Origin of the sequence: Streptomyces sp. E2N166 (assembly GCF_003671715.1) — a bacterium.
GTDB lineage: Bacteria > Actinomycetota > Actinomycetes > Streptomycetales > Streptomycetaceae > Streptomyces > Streptomyces thinghirensis.
This window is the reverse complement of the sequence record NZ_RAIF01000027.1, coordinates 114,814-129,540: the sequence shown is the minus strand read 5'-3', so window position 1 is coordinate 129,540 and position 14,727 is coordinate 114,814. Positions and strand designations below refer to the sequence as shown.

Sequence of the window (14,727 nt, the reverse complement as noted above, 5' to 3'; positions counted from 1 at the left end):
CGCCCGGCATTGTCCGCCTTTTCAGGGAAGTTCGCTCTGGCGAAACCGACAACCCCAGCACTACCGTCAGACCTCTTGACCGAATCTTTGTCCCACGGGGAGCCCACTGTGAAGCGCCGTTCTTTGCCCGTTGCCACCGCATTCGCTGCAACGGCAGCGCTGCTCCTCACGGCCTGCGGAGGCGGGGACGACAAGTCCCAGGACAACGACAAGATCGCCGGTGCGGACACCGAAAGCTCTCCTGCGGCCACAGCGCCGAGCACCGCCGCGTCGGGCTCCGCCGACCGCCCGGAGATCACGCTTCCGAAGGGGGTCGAGGACGTCTTCGAGAAGTGGGAGACGGGCGACGCGGCCAAGGACGCCGTCCTGTCCGACGCCGCGCGAGCGCAGACCGCCATGAACCATGCCATCACCCAGGGCAAGACGGACACTCCGGGTCTGACCTTCTACTACGAGGGCAAAGCACTCACCACGTCCGTGAAGTGGGTGCAGAAGTGGCTGGATGCCGGAATCACGTACACCGGCACCACCCGGTACTTCAATCCCAAGGTCGAACTCTTCGACGAGAAGTCCGCGGGTGTCTCCTTCTGTGCCGACGAGACAAAGGCCTACAACAAGGACCGCAAGACCGGAAAGGTCGACAAGGCTCCGGCCACTGACGACTCCTACGTGCTGTACAACACCCGGCTGGAGAAGACGGAACAGGGCGTCTGGCAGACGACCGACGGTACTTCTGTACGGGGGAGCGAGACATGCGTGCAGTGAGGAAGGCCCGGCTCATAGCGACGACGGCGGGGGCTCTGGCAGCCACGTGCGTGCTCGCCACGGCCGGCACCGCGTTCGCCAAGGATCCCGGCGGGTCCCAGTTCGATGTCGAGGGCAACAACGACAAGGACGGGGGCCAGACACTCGAATCACGCATCGTCTTCACCGGTTCGACCGGCGGAGACGGAACGGACACGCCTGGTGGATTCACGCCCTCGGAAGACTGGAGCCCACCGGCCTGCTGGTACGAGCCCAAGTGGACTCCGGACGAGTTCGCCGACGAGTTCCGCGAGCGCTGGGACATACCTCACGCCAGCGGAGTGGGTGAGGCGTACCGGCTTTCGCAGGACCACTACATCAACGGTGAGCCTTACGAGGACTTCAACAAGAAGGAGGCCGGGAAAGGGATCTGGTGGGACTCCGTCCGGGACGAGAAGCGCGCCGAAGCGGGCGACCCGGCGGCCTTCGCGTGTGACACCCAGACGTTCTGGGTCGAGAACGGGGAAGCGCCGAACGTCGAGAACGCCGTCACTCCAGAGATCCTCGCCCAGCTCGCCTACGCCAGGATCAAGGTCCCCGACACCGCGGTCGCTCTCGCCCCGGCCGACGCGACCAAGGTCAACCTTCCCACCTGGGCCTGGCTCGACAAGGCGGAATTCGACGAGGTGTCGGTCACGGCGTCGCTCGACGTCGGCGGCGTGAACATCCAGGCCACCACCACTGCCACCCCCGTCTCGCTCAAACTGGAGCCGGGCACACCGGACGCCGAGACCTATCCCGCCTCCGGCGAGTGCACGATCAACGACGACGATTCGATCGGGGAGCCGTACGCCAAGGGCAAGGCCGACCAGAACCCGCCCTGCGGCATCAAGTATCTCCGCTCCTCGGGAGACGGCACCTTCAAGCTCCAGGCCACGGTCACCTGGGAGGTCGCCTGGACCGGCAGCGGCGGCGCGGGCGGCGACCTGCCCGACGGGACCTTCGGCAACGACCAAGAGGTCGTCGTCCAGGAAATTCAGTCGATCAACCGCTGACCAGGTTAGGAGCAGGCATCCATGTCGTTCTTGAAGTTCTTCGCCGACGATGTGAAGGAGATGGCCCGCACCCTTGAGAACAGCGGTGGCCGTATGAAGGACGCGTCGAAGGAGATGTCACGCGCCGACTCGAGTCAGGTCGGCCACTCCGGTCTCCAGTCCGCATGCGACGACTTCGCCGGTTCCTGGGACTACGGCTTCGGCCAATTGTCCAAGTTGACCAAGGGCGTCTCGAAGTTCGCCAACAAGGCTTCCGACGAATTTCTCAAAATGGACCAGACGCTCTACGACGAGCTGAAGAAGTCCGGGGCCAAGAACAAGAAGTGACCACTCACGCATCCGCTCGGGGAGGCCATTCCACACCCGCCGCGGTAAGGCGTTCGAGGTGCTTGGCCCGTCGGTACCGCGACACACAGAGGCCGACCAGATAGAGCGCGAAGAAGGCCAGCCAGATCCCCGCCGCGATGAGTACGTTGTCGACCGTGTAGCCGGGGAAGATGAGGAAAATCGCCATAACGATCGGCAGAATCAGAATGTTACTCAGCACGCGGGGGTTGTACCGGCCACTCGCGTCGACGACCATCTGCGAATAAAGAAGTTCCACCTCGGACCGCGCCGCCGGAAGCGGAGTGAAACCGAGGCCCGGCCGCATGCCCGGCAGCGCGTTCCCGATAGGAGAAGCAGCGTCGGCCCCCATGAGAGCGGTGGCTCGCTCGCGGGCGTCGGGCGTGCGACGGAAGAGAAAGTAAGGGTTGTTCAGAGCCGCGTTCCCCGGGGCGTGCCCCAGATAGCGGTAACCGAACCTTTCGGCGACGTAGGCGAAGGCCGCGAATTTCTTCAGACCGGGAAAGTGCGGTCTGACTGCGAACTCACGCGCCTCTTCCGCGACCGCCTTCATCAATTCGTTGACGAGATGCCGTTCGTCCATGGCCGCCTCCTCCTTCGGCTCGTGCGGGGGCGGGTGTCCTATCGTGGCATACAGGTGCCGCTGGTAACTTACCGGCTCAGCCGGCACAGAAATCACGGGGAGAAGTCCGATGAGTTCCGATAAGTACCCGAATCTGGGGTTCGACCCAGCACCGGGTGATCTTGAGTCCGTACGAGACCTGGTGAAGGCGGTGGGCCGCGTCACCAGTGGCGGCGACACGGCTCAGACGGAGCTGAGCAAGATGGGAACGTCGGACGGCATTTGGGCAGGCAAGTCCGCCACCGCGTTCCAGGACACCTACTCGGCCGTGCCTCCCTATCTGAAAAAGGCCCTGGGATCCCTGGACACGGCTCACCGGGCGCTCAGCAGTTGGGAAAGGCAACTGGACGGGTTCCAGGCGCGGGCAAGGAAGTTGGAGGAAGAGGCGGCGGAAGCGGCCCGCAAGGTCAGCTCCGCGCGAAGCGCGGTGGACTCCCTGCCCTCGTCCGACTCGGGCATGTCGGAGAAGGACGAAAAGAAGCACGAGAAGGAAGCCAAGGAGAAGAAGGGCGACCTGGACTCCGCCACCGGCGAGCTGTCCGCGGTCCGCAGCCGGGCGCACTCGCTTCAGACCGAGCACGAGCAGGCCGCGGCGGACGTCACGCGTCTGGTCAAGGGCGCCGCCGACGACGCCCCTCCCGAGCCCGGCTGGTTCGAGGAAGCGCTGGACGCGGTCGGCGATCTACTCGCGGATGCCTGGGACACCATCACAGACCCGAACTTCTGGAAGCTCATCGGCGACATCCTCGCGGACATCGCCATGGTGGTCGGCGTCCTCGCGATCTTCTTCTCCGGCCTGGGCGTCGCCGCCTTCATCATTGCCGGGCTCGCGCTCGCCTTCCACCTGGCCGCCAAGGCCGGTGGGGCCGACGTGACCTGGGAGACCATCGCCTGGGACGCCGTCGGTGTCTTCGCCGGTGGCCTCAGCCTGGCCGGCTCCCGGCTCGCCCAGTCCGGTCGCGCCCTGGTCACCGCCGGCCAGGAGCTACGGCTGTCGTCCGGCTTCATGAAGGCCCTGGGCAACGTTCGGTTCGGCAACCTCCTCAACGGGCTTCGCGGGCTTCCCAGTGGTGTCGCCAATTCCGCACGCGGTCTCGGCATGGCCGGCAAGGGCTGGTCGTTCGTCGCGGCCGGCACCGCCGTCGACAAGGCGGCCACGTGGGCGGGCGCCGCCCTGGCGATCGGTTCCAACATGCACAGCGGAACGTGGGACCAAGGCCGGTGGACGGACGGTGAGTCCAAGATCGGTGACATACCCGTGGTCGGCCCGTTCATGGACTACTTCGGTCCGGCCGACGAGGAAGAAGTCGTGGCTCCGGGGCCTTCCTCCGCCACGTTCGACGCTCCGACCGCCCTGAATTCCTCGGGTAGCACCTTCACCAAGCACCTCGATCCCTCGCAGATGGGCGTGGCCGCGTGAACACGGTGACCCATGGACGGGCCGACGAGATCGAGCGCAACGCGGCGGCCCCCTTCCACTACGCCTTCCACCACGACGTCCCCGACGAGTTCGTCCGGCTTCCGGAGCCCACGGCGTCCGAGGGCTGGCAGCAGGCGATGGCCGAGCTGCTGCCCGGGGCCGACGCGGAGGCCCAGGAAGCGGCCAGTGAAGGCCTGCGCCGCCAGTTGCCACTGTTGAGCGCCAGGGAGAACGTGCTCCTCACCGCCATGTGTATCGGCACCGAGGAGGTGGACGGCGGTGAGCGCCTGTCCATGGGCCTGCTCGCGGTCACCGTCCGGCCAAGTGAACACAGCCCGGCTCAGCGCCTCTTCACTGCGGAGGGCATCTACCGGGCGACCGCGCGGCAGTTCTTCTCCAACGTCTCAGAAGACCGCTTGGAGGAGATCAGTTTCCCACTCGGTGAAGGACTGCAGGGTCCGCAGGACATGGTGCTCGCCACCAAGCTGCCGTGCGGTCCGGGCGTGATGTCGACGTCGCTTCGCACACTTCGCCTGCCCGCCCTCGAGGCCGGGATCAGTGTGCCGCCCCTCCCGGTGGCCGCTCTGCAGTTGATCGTGCCCGCGCCCCACAGCTACTGCGTGTACGTCACCATCTCCACGCCGTCCGTCTTCCTGCTCGATTCCTACAGTGCCCGCCTGGCGCACATAGGTCGCACCCTCACGTTCGGTGAGCCGTCACGGGACGCCGAGCCGACGGCCCCCTGAGCGCGGACGCCGAGCCGACCGCCTTCCGCTGGAGCAGCATGGCGGTCGACGACACGAGCCGAGTGCCGCGCGGCGTCCTCACGCCCGTCGGCCCCCGCTCACCCTCTCGTCATACTCCCGGTCCCACCTGCTCTGACGTACACCACCCCACGTGCCCATCACGACGGCCGCCCCGAAGAGCGTCGCGAGGAGCCCTCCGTATGAGCCGCCGTCCCGGTCCTCGGTCGGACTGGCGAGACCTTTCGGGTCGTAGCGCACGCGCAGCTTGTCGCCCTTCGACACCCAGTCCTCGCAGCCGTCGCCCTCCGAGAGCGAGGGGGATATCGCCCGCCCGTCGACCGAGCGCAGTTCGCAGTGGTTGGTACTGCTGTCATCCATGCGTACGACCACTGCGTCGGTCCACTCACCCCGGTTCGCCAGCGCGACCTGATCACCGGCGTCGGTGCCGAAAAATCCCATGGCCATCCCGGCCATCAAAGACACGATGAGCTGCCATGCGAGCTTCCTCTTCTTGCGCGGCACCCTCCGCAACACGAGCAACGGGACCAGCAGCGAGGCCAGCGGAAGCACCAGGACGGCGAGGAGGAGCCCAACGCCCCGCAGCACAGACGGAAGCGGCACCACGGGCCCCAGCCAGGAGAGCCCGAGCGAACCGCCGGCGCACACCAGGCTGAACAGCAGCCACCGAACCCAATCGGCCCGCCACCACACGTCCGTACCGCCACGCCGCTCCGGCCGAACAGCGGCCCCCGCCCCGGAAATGTCGTCTGTCACGCGCCCACCCTAACGAGCACGGCGCAGCCGCGAACGCCCTCGAGATACTCGCCCGGCAGACCTACGCCTCAGAGTCGTCGTCCGCCACCTGACCGGCTTCCGGCGGGTAGGCGACGAAGGTGCCCTTGGCGGGGAGGGTGACGACGAGGCCGCGTTCGCGGAGTTCGCGCGTAGCGCGCCGGGCGGTCGCTCAAGCACGCGATGGACATCGCGCCCAACGAGCCGGGCATCTGGGACAAGATAGGCGAGGCCATCGCGGACTTCGCGCAGATGGCTGCCGAACTGGGCGAGGCGATCCTCGACGAACTCAAGGACTTCCTCAAGGAGTATGCCTGGGTCTTCGAGATCATCGGCAACATCGCCGGTTTCGCCAGCACCGTACTCGGCCTGCTATCGCTCGTCCCCGGGCTGCAGTTTCTGGCCGCACCGGCACTGATCCTCGGCGCGGTCGCCCTGGGGTCCCACTACCTGCAGAAGGTCGGGGAGTCCGGAAGCTTCGTCGACGCGCTGACGGACCCGACAGTGATCGCCGACGCCGCCGCGCTGACCTTCGGATTCGGCGCCTACAAGATCGGCAGCCAGCTGGGCAAAATGGCCGGAGCCTCGCCCTTCGGCTTCTTCCGCGGGGTCCTCACACAGCCCGGCCACGTCCTGGAGGGAGCCGAGTTCGGACTGAAGGTCGCCCAGTTCGGTGCCAACTGGGGGGCCAACACCGCCGCTCTCGGCCCCGGCGGTGGGGCACAGCTGATGTGGGACCTCGGGAAGTACGTCGTCCCGGGTGACCAGACGAAGGGGCGGGGCGAGGATGTGTGGCCCGACTCCCTCACGCCTGCGCCCCTCCGGGACAAGACGTGATCCCGCACGTGGCCGGCGGACGGCCCCGGACGCACGCGCCCATCGACCGTACGTTCAGAATGGCCTGACATGACTGCCTCCCCGCCTCTTGACGTCTCCGCGCTGCGGCACCCGCTCGGTTCCGTCCTGCTGTACGCGCCGACCGACTGGTTGGACCTGCTCACCGACGGCGACGACGAGGAGGCCGCGCGGACCCGCTGCGCCGACCTGATCAACCGGAGCTACCCGCACAAGGCCGCCGGGCCGCGTCAGGCGTACACCGACGCGCTGATGGCCTGGCGGCGGGTCCTCCTCACTCAAGGCGTGATCACCCACGGTGTCGTCGCGGTACCGGAAGGCGAATACGGCAGGGCCGTGTGGCAGATCAGCGCCGGAGTCGTCGAGGTGCCCACGGTCAACCAGGACGTCGACCTCGGCGAGGTGCTCGCGCGGCACTTCGGGCAGGAACTGCGGGGGCGGCAGGTGTACACCGAGTCCTTTCCCACCGAGATGGGGATCGGCATGGGGATCATCTCCCAGCCGGAACTGCTCTCGGCCGACAGGACGGAACTCTTTCCGGAACCCGCGACGGCAGGGGCGGCCCGCCCTCTGGCGAAGCTCGGACTCGCCGTCTGTCTGGCCTGCCCTCCCGGTGGCGGTCGCGGTCTCATGGTCGTGGGTACCTGCCTGGACGCCGAGCAGGTGCTGTCCATGGCCAGCATCGTGGCCCTCATCGCCGGGAAGTCGACCTTTCTCGAACAACCGGAACCCGCCGAGGACGGTGCGTCGTCATGAACCCCGGAAACCCGCCGGACCTCCCCCCGGACCCGCGGACACTGAGCTGGTACGACCGCGCTGCGCTCCTGACCGCCCGGGCCGCCGCGACGGACGTCCTGGCCCCGCGCAGTATGGCGCTGCGGAACATGCTGTGGGCCTGGCTGGCCACGGCGGTGATCGCGGGCGGCTGGCTCCTGGCGTGGGTGGGGCTCGGCTGGTACCTCGACCTGGACGATCCCGAGGGCGCGGACCTGTTCGTGACCGCCTTGCTTGTGGTCGTCTCGCTCCTGGCAGTGGGAGTGGCCGCCGTGGCGTTCGGGCGCGTGGTACGGCGGGGCCGCGCCGCGCATCGGCTGCTGGAGGCGTGGACGGCGCTCGACCGCCTGCCCCCGGCCCGCGCGCTGCCTCCCGGAAACATCCCGCAGCCCCTCGCCTCGACGTGGGACCTGATGCGCGCGGGGCAGCCCTGGAAGAACACGGTTCCGCTGGACGGGCGCCGATACCTGGTGTTCCTGTCCGGCAAGTCGCTCATGTGGATGATGGCGCCAGTCGCGCCGCTCCTGGCCGGGACCGTCCTGGTCCTCGTCGCCCTGGCGGGAGACCTCGGCCAGAAGGACGGCGGTGCCTACACCCAGGTGGCTGTGGCGGGCGCCGGCGCCGCGATCGCCGCCGTCGGCCTGTGGGGCGTGGGCAAGGGGTTGCGGCACTACACGTGGGCGCTGCGAGAAGCCCGGGCGAGGATCTCGGAGGAGAAGACCTGGCCCGTCCTCACCACCCGCTGATGGCGGGGCCCGCGTGGCTCGACCGCCTGGAACGGCGGCACTCCGCCCCGCGCTTCTACGCGGGCGTGGGCGTCCTGGCCGCCCTCGACGGCGCCATGCTCTCCGGGCTCGTCGGCCGCTGGCTCGTCCTTCCCGGCCTGGCGGTGGCGCTCGGACTGCTGTGGCTCGTCGCGGTCCACACCGGTCAGCGGATGGTCTTGACGCTGATGTTCCTCCTCTCCACCGCGGCGCTCTTCGTTTTCGGCCTGTTCCTGTTCCAGGACCGGGCCCTGCAACAGCGTGGCGCGTGGATCGACGCCGTGGTGGTCTCCAGGGAGCAAACCAGGGTCAACTCGGCCTGTGAGCTGCGCGGGAACGACGGCGTCGTCGTCGCGGGTCCGGCCGGTGGCTGCCGTGCCGCACGGCCCGGAGATCGGGTACGGGTCTTCCACGATCCTGAAGGAGAGGTACCGCCCAGTTGGAGCGCGCCTCACGTCGCCAAGTGGGTCTGGGCGGCGGCCGGGGCGAACGTCGCCTTCACCGCGTGTGTGCTCCGCGCGGCCGTCCTCGGCGTGCGCGGGAACCAGCACGCCGGAGCACAGCGGCCCCGTTCACTGGGTGGTCGGCCCGTTCCGCCGCCACCGGAGGACCCTCCCGCTCATCGGTGACCGGCCACCCTGGCGCGGCGCCCCCGCTCTCAGCCGAACGCCGGCATGATCCGCTCGTGGATGAGATGGAGCTGCGCGTTCACGTCCGCCGCATGTGCGAGGTCGCGGCACGAGTTGACGCTGCTGGAGCTGATCGCCGTCCGAACGGGCGTCCGGCGCGCGGGTTTTCGCCCCCGCGCCGAGCACGATGCGGCGGGGCACGCTCGCCGCACACCCCGCCCCATCGTCACTCATCCAGCTCGCGCCGGCGCTACTTGCTCCGCGCCTGCTTCGCCAGTTCCTCGTCGATCTGCTCGAACTTGTCGGCGGCCATGGTCAGGTAGTCGCCCATGCCGTCGAGGCCGTCGAGGGTGGTCTTGGCGCCCTTGGTGAACTCGTCGAAGTTCTCGTCGAAGGCCTTCGAGGAGGACTTCGTGACGTAACCCGACTCGACCAGGTTGGCGATGTACTTGCGGAGGCCGTCGAGCTTTTCCTGGAGCTTTTCCTTCTCCTTCACGACATGCTTGGCCGCATCCCGCATGTCCTGGTATGTGATGTCAAGGTCTTTGGCCATGAAGCCGCTTCCTCTCACAACGCCGCAGGGCCAACCCCCGTGGCTCCTTGTTTGCGGATCGGACCGGCGCACCGGTCGAACCGGTCGCATGTGTCGCATGAAACGACCGGTGTGATCTTCCGCTCTTGAGGCAGCAGCTTACGGGGGTGGCTTGTGGTGTCACATCCCTGCATTGCCTTCGGGAACGTTCGGTCACCTCCCTGTTGCCGCACCGCGACACCCAACGGATATCGTCGCTTGGACTGTGAGCCGTGTTGCGGAAGCGGCCGCAGGGGCCGTTTGGGGAGGACAAGCGTGCGACTGAGCCTGACCGTCGTCGACCCGTTCGGCGGGGGCACCGCCGACGTCGTGCTCGATGCCGATCCCGAGTCCACCGTGGGGGACATCGCCGAGGAGCTGGCCAAGCAGGTCGGCGTCGCGGGTGCGCAGGTCATTCCCATCGGGCATCAGCGGCAGGGTGGCGCGGGCAACGCGCCGCTCGTCTACGTCGACGGGTATCCCGTCGATCCGTCGGCCACGGTCATCGGGTCGCCCCTTCGCGAAGGCGCGGTCGTCTCGCTCCAGGATCCGTCGGGATGCCTGCCCGGGGAGCCCAGCGGGCTGGTCGAGTTGCGTGTGGTCGGCGGGCCGGGCGCCGGGTTCGTGCACCGGCTCGGCGTGGGGAAGTACGACATCGGCAGCGGGGCGGCGGCGTACATCCGTGTCGACGATCCGGAAGTCGACACGCGTGCTCTCACGCTATCCGTGGCCACCGACGGCACCTGCAAGGTCGCCGTGCACTCCGACAAGGAGGGCGTCACCCTCGACGGCGAGCCCATGACGGACCCGGACAAGGACGGGGAGAAGGGGCGGGACAAGGGGCGGGACAGGGATCGCGCCAAGGAACGGGACAAGGAACGGGACAAGGGCCGGGGCCGGGACGAGTGGCCGCTCGGGGCTCAGATAGCGGTCGGGAACTCGCTGCTCGAACTCGCCCGGTACTCGCCGCCCAACGCGGCGCTGAAGTGGTCCGAGGACGGTGTCGGGCTCGACTACAACAGGCCGCCCCGGCTGCGCCCGCCGGAGCGGCAGACCAACTTCCGGCTGCCGTCGTCGCCCCGGGAGTACGAACCCCGGCCGCTGCCCTGGCTGATGGCGTTCACGCCGATCGTCGGCGCGGTCGTGGCCGTGGCGATCTTCGGGCGCTGGTACTACCTGATCATGGCGGGACTCAGTCCCATTCTGCTCTTCGCCAACTACTTCAACGACAAGAAGCACGGGCGCAAGTCCCACGCCAAGCAGGTCAAGGAGTACGAGGAGCAGAAGGAGCGGATCGAGAAGGACGCGCAGGACGCGCTCGTCACCGAGCGGAACGACCGGCGGCATGCCATCCCCGATCCGGCGGTCGTGCTGTCGGTGGGGACGGGCCCCCGGACCCGGTTGTGGGAGCGGCGGCGGACGGACCGGGATCATCTGCTGCTGAGGTTCGGCACGGGGCAGTTGCCCTCCGAGGTCGTGCTCGACGATCCCGAGCAGGACGACCACCGCCGGCAGGTCACCTGGAAGATCGAGGACGCTCCCGTCGCCCTCTCCCTGCGCGGCCTCGGTGTCATCGGCATCGCGGGGCCCGGCGACTCCGCCCGGTCGCTGGGGCGTTGGGCCGTCGCGCAGACCGCCGCGCTGCACAGCCCCATGGACGTGCAGTTCTACGTACTGAGCGAGAACTCCGCCCAGGCCGAGTGGGACTGGGTGCGCTGGCTGCCGCACTGCCGGCCCTCGGGCGGCCAGGACGTCAACATCCTCATCGGCACCGACGCCGAGACCGTCGGCGCCCGCATCGGTGAGCTGACGCAGATCCTCGACGCGCGCAGGAAGGCCGCCCAGCAGAAGGGCGGCAGCGGGCAGGCGTCGACCTTCAGCGATCCCGACATCGTCGTCGTATGGGACGGGTCGCGGCGGTTGCGGTCCCTGCCCGGGGTCGTACGGCTGCTGCGCGAAGGGCCGTCCGTGTCCATGTACGCCGTCTGCCTCGACGCCGAGGAGCGGTTCCTGCCCGGTGAGTGCCAGGCGTTCGTCGTCGCCGAGCCCAAGGCCGAGGAGACGGGGCGGCGGCAGGAGGGCGAGCAGCAGCAGGCGCAGCCGGTCGCCGGTGGGTTTCCGTCCTTCCAGGCCTGGCACACCGGGGCCGCCGCGCAGCCCGAGCAGCGGGCGCGGACCGAGAAGCTGCGGCTGCGGGTGGAGGAGGCGGGTGCCGAGCGGATCGCGAACGTGCGGCCCGACTTCGTGACCCCTGCCTGGTGTCTGCGGCTCACGCGTTCGCTGTCCGCGCTGCGGGACATCAGCGGCGAGACCGAGGACTCCGCGCTGCCCGGTTCCAGCCGGCTCCTCGACGTGCTCCAGCTGGAGCCGCCGACGGCCGACGCGATCAGCGCGCGCTGGCGGATGGGCGGGCAGTCGACGATGGCCGTCATCGGTGAGTCGTACGACGGTCCCTTCGGCATCGACATGCGCAAGGACGGGCCGCACGGGCTCATCGCCGGTACGACCGGTTCGGGTAAGTCGGAGTTGCTGCAGACCATCGTGGCGGCGCTGGCCGTCGCGAACACGCCGGAGAACATGACCTTCGTCCTCGTCGACTACAAGGGCGGGTCCGCGTTCAAGGACTGCGTGAAGCTGCCGCACACCGTCGGCATGGTCACCGACCTCGACGCGCACCTCGTCGAGCGCGCCCTGGAGTCGCTGGGCGCCGAGCTGAAGCGGCGCGAGCACATCCTCGCCGCCGCCGACGCCAAGGACATCGAGGACTATCAGGACCTCGTCAGACGAGACCCCTCGCATGCTCCCGTGCCCCGGCTGCTCATCGTCATCGACGAGTTCGCGTCCATGGTGCGGGACCTGCCCGACTTCGTGACCGGGCTCGTGAACATCGCCCAGCGAGGGCGGTCCCTCGGTATCCATCTGCTGCTCGCCACGCAGCGGCCGAGCGGTGTCGTCTCGCCCGAGATCCGCGCCAACACCAACCTCCGTATCGCGCTGCGCGTGACCGACGGCGGCGAGTCGAGCGACGTCATCGACTCCCCGGAGGCCGGGCACATCTCCAAGAGCACCCCGGGCCGCGCCTACGTGCGGCTCGGTCACTCCTCCCTCGTTCCCTTCCAGTCGGGGCGGGTCGGGGGCCGGCGGCCCGGTGCCGCCGACCCGGCCGCGCTCGCGCCCTGGGTCGGGCCGCTGGGGTGGGAGGACCTGGGCCGGGCCGCGCTCGCGAAGCCGAAGACCGAGTCCCGCGAGGACGACGAGATCACCGACCTCAAGGTGCTGGTCGACGCGGTGCGCGACGCCAACAGCTCGCTCGGCATCCCGGCCCAGCACAGCCCCTGGCTGCCGGCGCTCGACGAGACGCTGCTGCTGGACGAGATCGAGGTCCCGGCCCTCGCCGGTGCCGCGCCGGGCAAGCTGCCGCCCGCCCCGTTCGGCATCGAGGACCTGCCCTCCGACCAGGCGCGCCGCCCGGTCGTGGTCGACTTCGCGAGCTTCGGCCACCTGATGATCGGCGGCGCCCCGCGCAGCGGCCGGTCGCAGGTGCTGCGCACCATCGCCGGTTCGCTGGCCCGTACGCACTCCGTGGCCGACGTGCACCTGTACGGCATCGACTGCGGCAACGGCGCCCTCAACGCGCTGACCCGGCTGCCGCACTGCGGCGCGGTCGTCGGCCGCAACCAGACCGAGCGGGTGGTGCGGCTCGTCAACCGGCTCAAGGGTGAGCTGTCCCGGCGGCAGGATCTGCTGGCCGACAAGGGCTTCGCCGACATCGGTGAGCAGCGGGCCGCGGTGGCGGAGGACGAGCGGCTGCCGCACATCGTGGTGCTGCTGGACCGCTGGGAGGGCTGGGTGCCCACCCTCGGCGAGGTCGACCACGGCTCGCTCACCGACGAGTTGCAGACGATGATGCGGGAGGGCGCCAGCGTCGGTATCCACCTGGTGCTCACGGGTGACCGCACGCTCCTCGTCGGGCGTATCGCGACGCTCACCGAGGACAAGTACGGCCTGCGTCTCGCCGACCGCAGCGACTTCTCCTCGCTCGGCATCCCGACCCGCAAGGTGCCCGAGGAGATCCCGCCGGGCCGCGCCTTCCGCAACGAGGCCGGTACGGAGACGCAGTTCGCGCTGCTCGCCGAGGACACCACCGGTCAGGGGCAGGCGGCGGCGATCACCGCGATCGGCGAGGCGGCCGCGGCCCGGGACGCGGGTGTGCCGCGCGCCCGGCGCCCGTTCCGCGTGGACAGCCTGCCCAGCCGTATCTCCTTCACCGAGGCCTGGGAGCTGCGCGACCCGGAGGCGTCCCGTTCCAAGCTGTGGGCGATGGTCGGCATCGGCGGCGACGAGATCGTCGGCTTCGGCCCCGACCTCGCGGACGGCGTACCGGCGTTCGTCATCGCGGGGCCGGCCAAGTCGGGCCGCTCCACGGTGCTGATGAACGTCGCGAACTCCTTCCTCGCCCAGGGCACCCGCCTCGTCGTCGCCGCGCCCCGCCAGTCGCCGTTGCGCCAACTGGACGGTGCGGACGGCGTGCTGAAGGTCTTCACCGGGGACGACATCGACGAGGACGAGTTCGAGGAACTCATCGACCAGGCCAGCCTGGAGGAGCCGATCGCCGTCCTCGTCGACGACGGCGAGATCCTTGAGGACTGCGACGCCGAGAGCCAGATGAAGAAGATCGTCTCCCGGGGCGCCGAACGCGGTCTCGCCCTCGTCATCGCCGGTGACGAGGAGGACGTGTGCAGCGGCTTCTCCGGCTGGCAGGTCGACGCCAAGAAGGCCCGCCGCGGCATCCTGCTCTGCCCGCAGGAGTCCTCCAGCGGCGATCTCATCGGCCTGCGCGTCTCCCGCGGCATGGTCGGCGGCCAGATCGCCCCCGGCAAGGGCATGCTGCACCTCGGGGACGGGGAGCTGCGTACGGTCGTGGTGCCGGGGTGAGTGGCGGCGGTTCGGGCCGGCCGAAGGGGCGGAGGGCGAGGCAAGAGGCCCGGTCGGACGCCTACTTGACCTTCGACAACCGCGCCTCCGGCCGCCCCGAGTCCTTACTGTCGGACTCGTACCGGAGGTCGTCGCCGACGGGTGTGAGGCGGACGGTGTGGAGGGCCTGGTTGCAGACCTCGCGGTTGCCCTCGGCTCCCACGGCGCTCGCGACGACCTGCTTCTGCGTCGCCTTCTTCAGGGTCAGTACGTCGTCACAGGTGCCGCCGAAGAGGTCGGTGTGGCGCAGGGTGCCCAGCTTCTCGCCCACCTCGGCCTCGCGGACGGTCAGGCGGAAGGTGCCCAGGGGCAGGTTGCCCTCGACGGCGACGGCCTGGCCCTCCCACGTGCCGGTGTAACGGGCGGGGACGGCGCGCGGGGAGGAGGGTGTCCGGGTGGCGGTGTCCTGGCCGCCCGGGCTGTTCTCGCCGCCGCC

13 protein-coding genes and 1 pseudogene are annotated in these 14,727 nt (G+C 69.2%); 10 read left to right on the top strand and 4 right to left on the bottom strand.

Annotation, left to right across the window (positions count from 1 at the left end; translation table 11 throughout):
• Positions 1 to 108: 108 nt before the first annotated feature.
• From EBH09_RS21090 to EBH09_RS21080, 3 genes are read left to right on the top strand one after another with little or no spacing between them, the layout of a single operon-like run.
• Positions 109 to 765 carry a hypothetical protein gene (locus EBH09_RS21090; protein WP_238697391.1) on the top strand — a complete coding sequence of 219 codons (657 nt, stop codon included), beginning with the start codon at positions 109 to 111 and terminating at the stop codon, positions 763 to 765.
• Positions 753 to 1,799, top strand: a complete 1,047-nt coding sequence (locus EBH09_RS21085; protein ID WP_238697390.1) for a hypothetical protein — start codon at positions 753 to 755, stop codon at positions 1,797 to 1,799. The genes EBH09_RS21090 and EBH09_RS21085 overlap by 13 nt, the downstream gene beginning before the upstream one ends.
• Before the next feature lie 21 nt (positions 1,800 to 1,820).
• Complete coding sequence (locus EBH09_RS21080) at positions 1,821 to 2,126, top strand: hypothetical protein (protein ID WP_121748539.1); 306 nt, start codon at positions 1,821 to 1,823, stop codon at positions 2,124 to 2,126.
• A gap of 4 nt (positions 2,127 to 2,130) precedes the next feature.
• Here EBH09_RS21080 and EBH09_RS21075 read toward each other — a convergent pair whose 3' ends face one another.
• On the bottom strand, positions 2,131 to 2,727 hold the full coding sequence (locus tag EBH09_RS21075; RefSeq protein WP_121748538.1) for a hypothetical protein: 597 nt from the start codon (positions 2,725 to 2,727) through the stop codon (positions 2,131 to 2,133).
• A 109-nt stretch (positions 2,728 to 2,836) separates the two neighbouring features.
• Between EBH09_RS21075 and EBH09_RS21070 the strand changes: the two genes are divergently transcribed.
• Positions 2,837 to 4,186: a putative T7SS-secreted protein gene (locus tag EBH09_RS21070; protein WP_121748537.1), complete on the top strand. Its 1,350-nt coding sequence runs from the start codon at positions 2,837 to 2,839 to the stop codon at positions 4,184 to 4,186.
• Positions 4,183 to 4,932 carry a hypothetical protein gene (locus tag EBH09_RS21065; RefSeq protein ID WP_121748536.1) on the top strand — a complete coding sequence of 250 codons (750 nt, stop codon included), beginning with the start codon at positions 4,183 to 4,185 and terminating at the stop codon, positions 4,930 to 4,932. The genes EBH09_RS21070 and EBH09_RS21065 overlap by 4 nt, the downstream gene beginning before the upstream one ends.
• A 78-nt stretch (positions 4,933 to 5,010) precedes the next feature.
• Here the strand turns inward: EBH09_RS21065 and EBH09_RS21060 are convergent, their stop codons facing one another.
• Complete coding sequence (locus tag EBH09_RS21060; RefSeq protein ID WP_238697389.1) at positions 5,011 to 5,706, bottom strand: hypothetical protein; 696 nt, start codon at positions 5,704 to 5,706, stop codon at positions 5,011 to 5,013.
• Positions 5,707 to 5,907: 201 nt separating this feature from the next.
• On the opposite strand from EBH09_RS21060, the gene EBH09_RS21050 reads away from it, so the two are divergent.
• The 4 genes from EBH09_RS21050 (at position 5,908) to EBH09_RS21035 (ending at position 8,746) form a co-directional block, all read left to right on the top strand.
• Positions 5,908 to 6,561, top strand: coding sequence for a hypothetical protein (locus tag EBH09_RS21050; RefSeq protein ID WP_121748534.1), 654 nt, complete (start codon positions 5,908 to 5,910; stop codon positions 6,559 to 6,561).
• 69 nt (positions 6,562 to 6,630) lie between these two features.
• Positions 6,631 to 7,335, top strand: coding sequence for a hypothetical protein (locus EBH09_RS21045; RefSeq protein ID WP_238697388.1), 705 nt, complete (start codon positions 6,631 to 6,633; stop codon positions 7,333 to 7,335).
• A complete protein-coding gene (locus EBH09_RS21040) occupies positions 7,332 to 8,099 on the top strand; it encodes a hypothetical protein (RefSeq protein ID WP_121748533.1) in 768 nt (255 codons plus the stop codon). Before EBH09_RS21045 ends, EBH09_RS21040 begins: the two co-directional genes overlap by 4 nt.
• On the top strand, positions 8,099 to 8,746 hold the full coding sequence (locus EBH09_RS21035) for a hypothetical protein (RefSeq protein ID WP_121748532.1): 648 nt from the start codon (positions 8,099 to 8,101) through the stop codon (positions 8,744 to 8,746). The genes EBH09_RS21040 and EBH09_RS21035 overlap by 1 nt, the downstream gene beginning before the upstream one ends.
• A gap of 250 nt (positions 8,747 to 8,996) precedes the next feature.
• On the opposite strand, the gene EBH09_RS21030 is transcribed toward EBH09_RS21035, so the two are convergent.
• Positions 8,997 to 9,299, bottom strand: a complete 303-nt coding sequence (locus tag EBH09_RS21030; RefSeq protein WP_193776447.1) for a WXG100 family type VII secretion target — start codon at positions 9,297 to 9,299, stop codon at positions 8,997 to 8,999.
• Positions 9,300 to 9,593: 294 nt separating this feature from the next.
• Between EBH09_RS21030 and EBH09_RS21025 the strand changes: the two genes are divergently transcribed.
• On the top strand, positions 9,594 to 14,252 hold the full coding sequence (locus tag EBH09_RS21025; protein ID WP_121748530.1) for an FtsK/SpoIIIE domain-containing protein: 4,659 nt from the start codon (positions 9,594 to 9,596) through the stop codon (positions 14,250 to 14,252).
• A gap of 61 nt (positions 14,253 to 14,313) precedes the next feature.
• Here the strand turns inward: EBH09_RS21025 and EBH09_RS21020 are convergent.
• Positions 14,314 to 14,727: pseudogene (locus EBH09_RS21020) on the bottom strand (serine/threonine protein kinase); the annotation flags it as partial.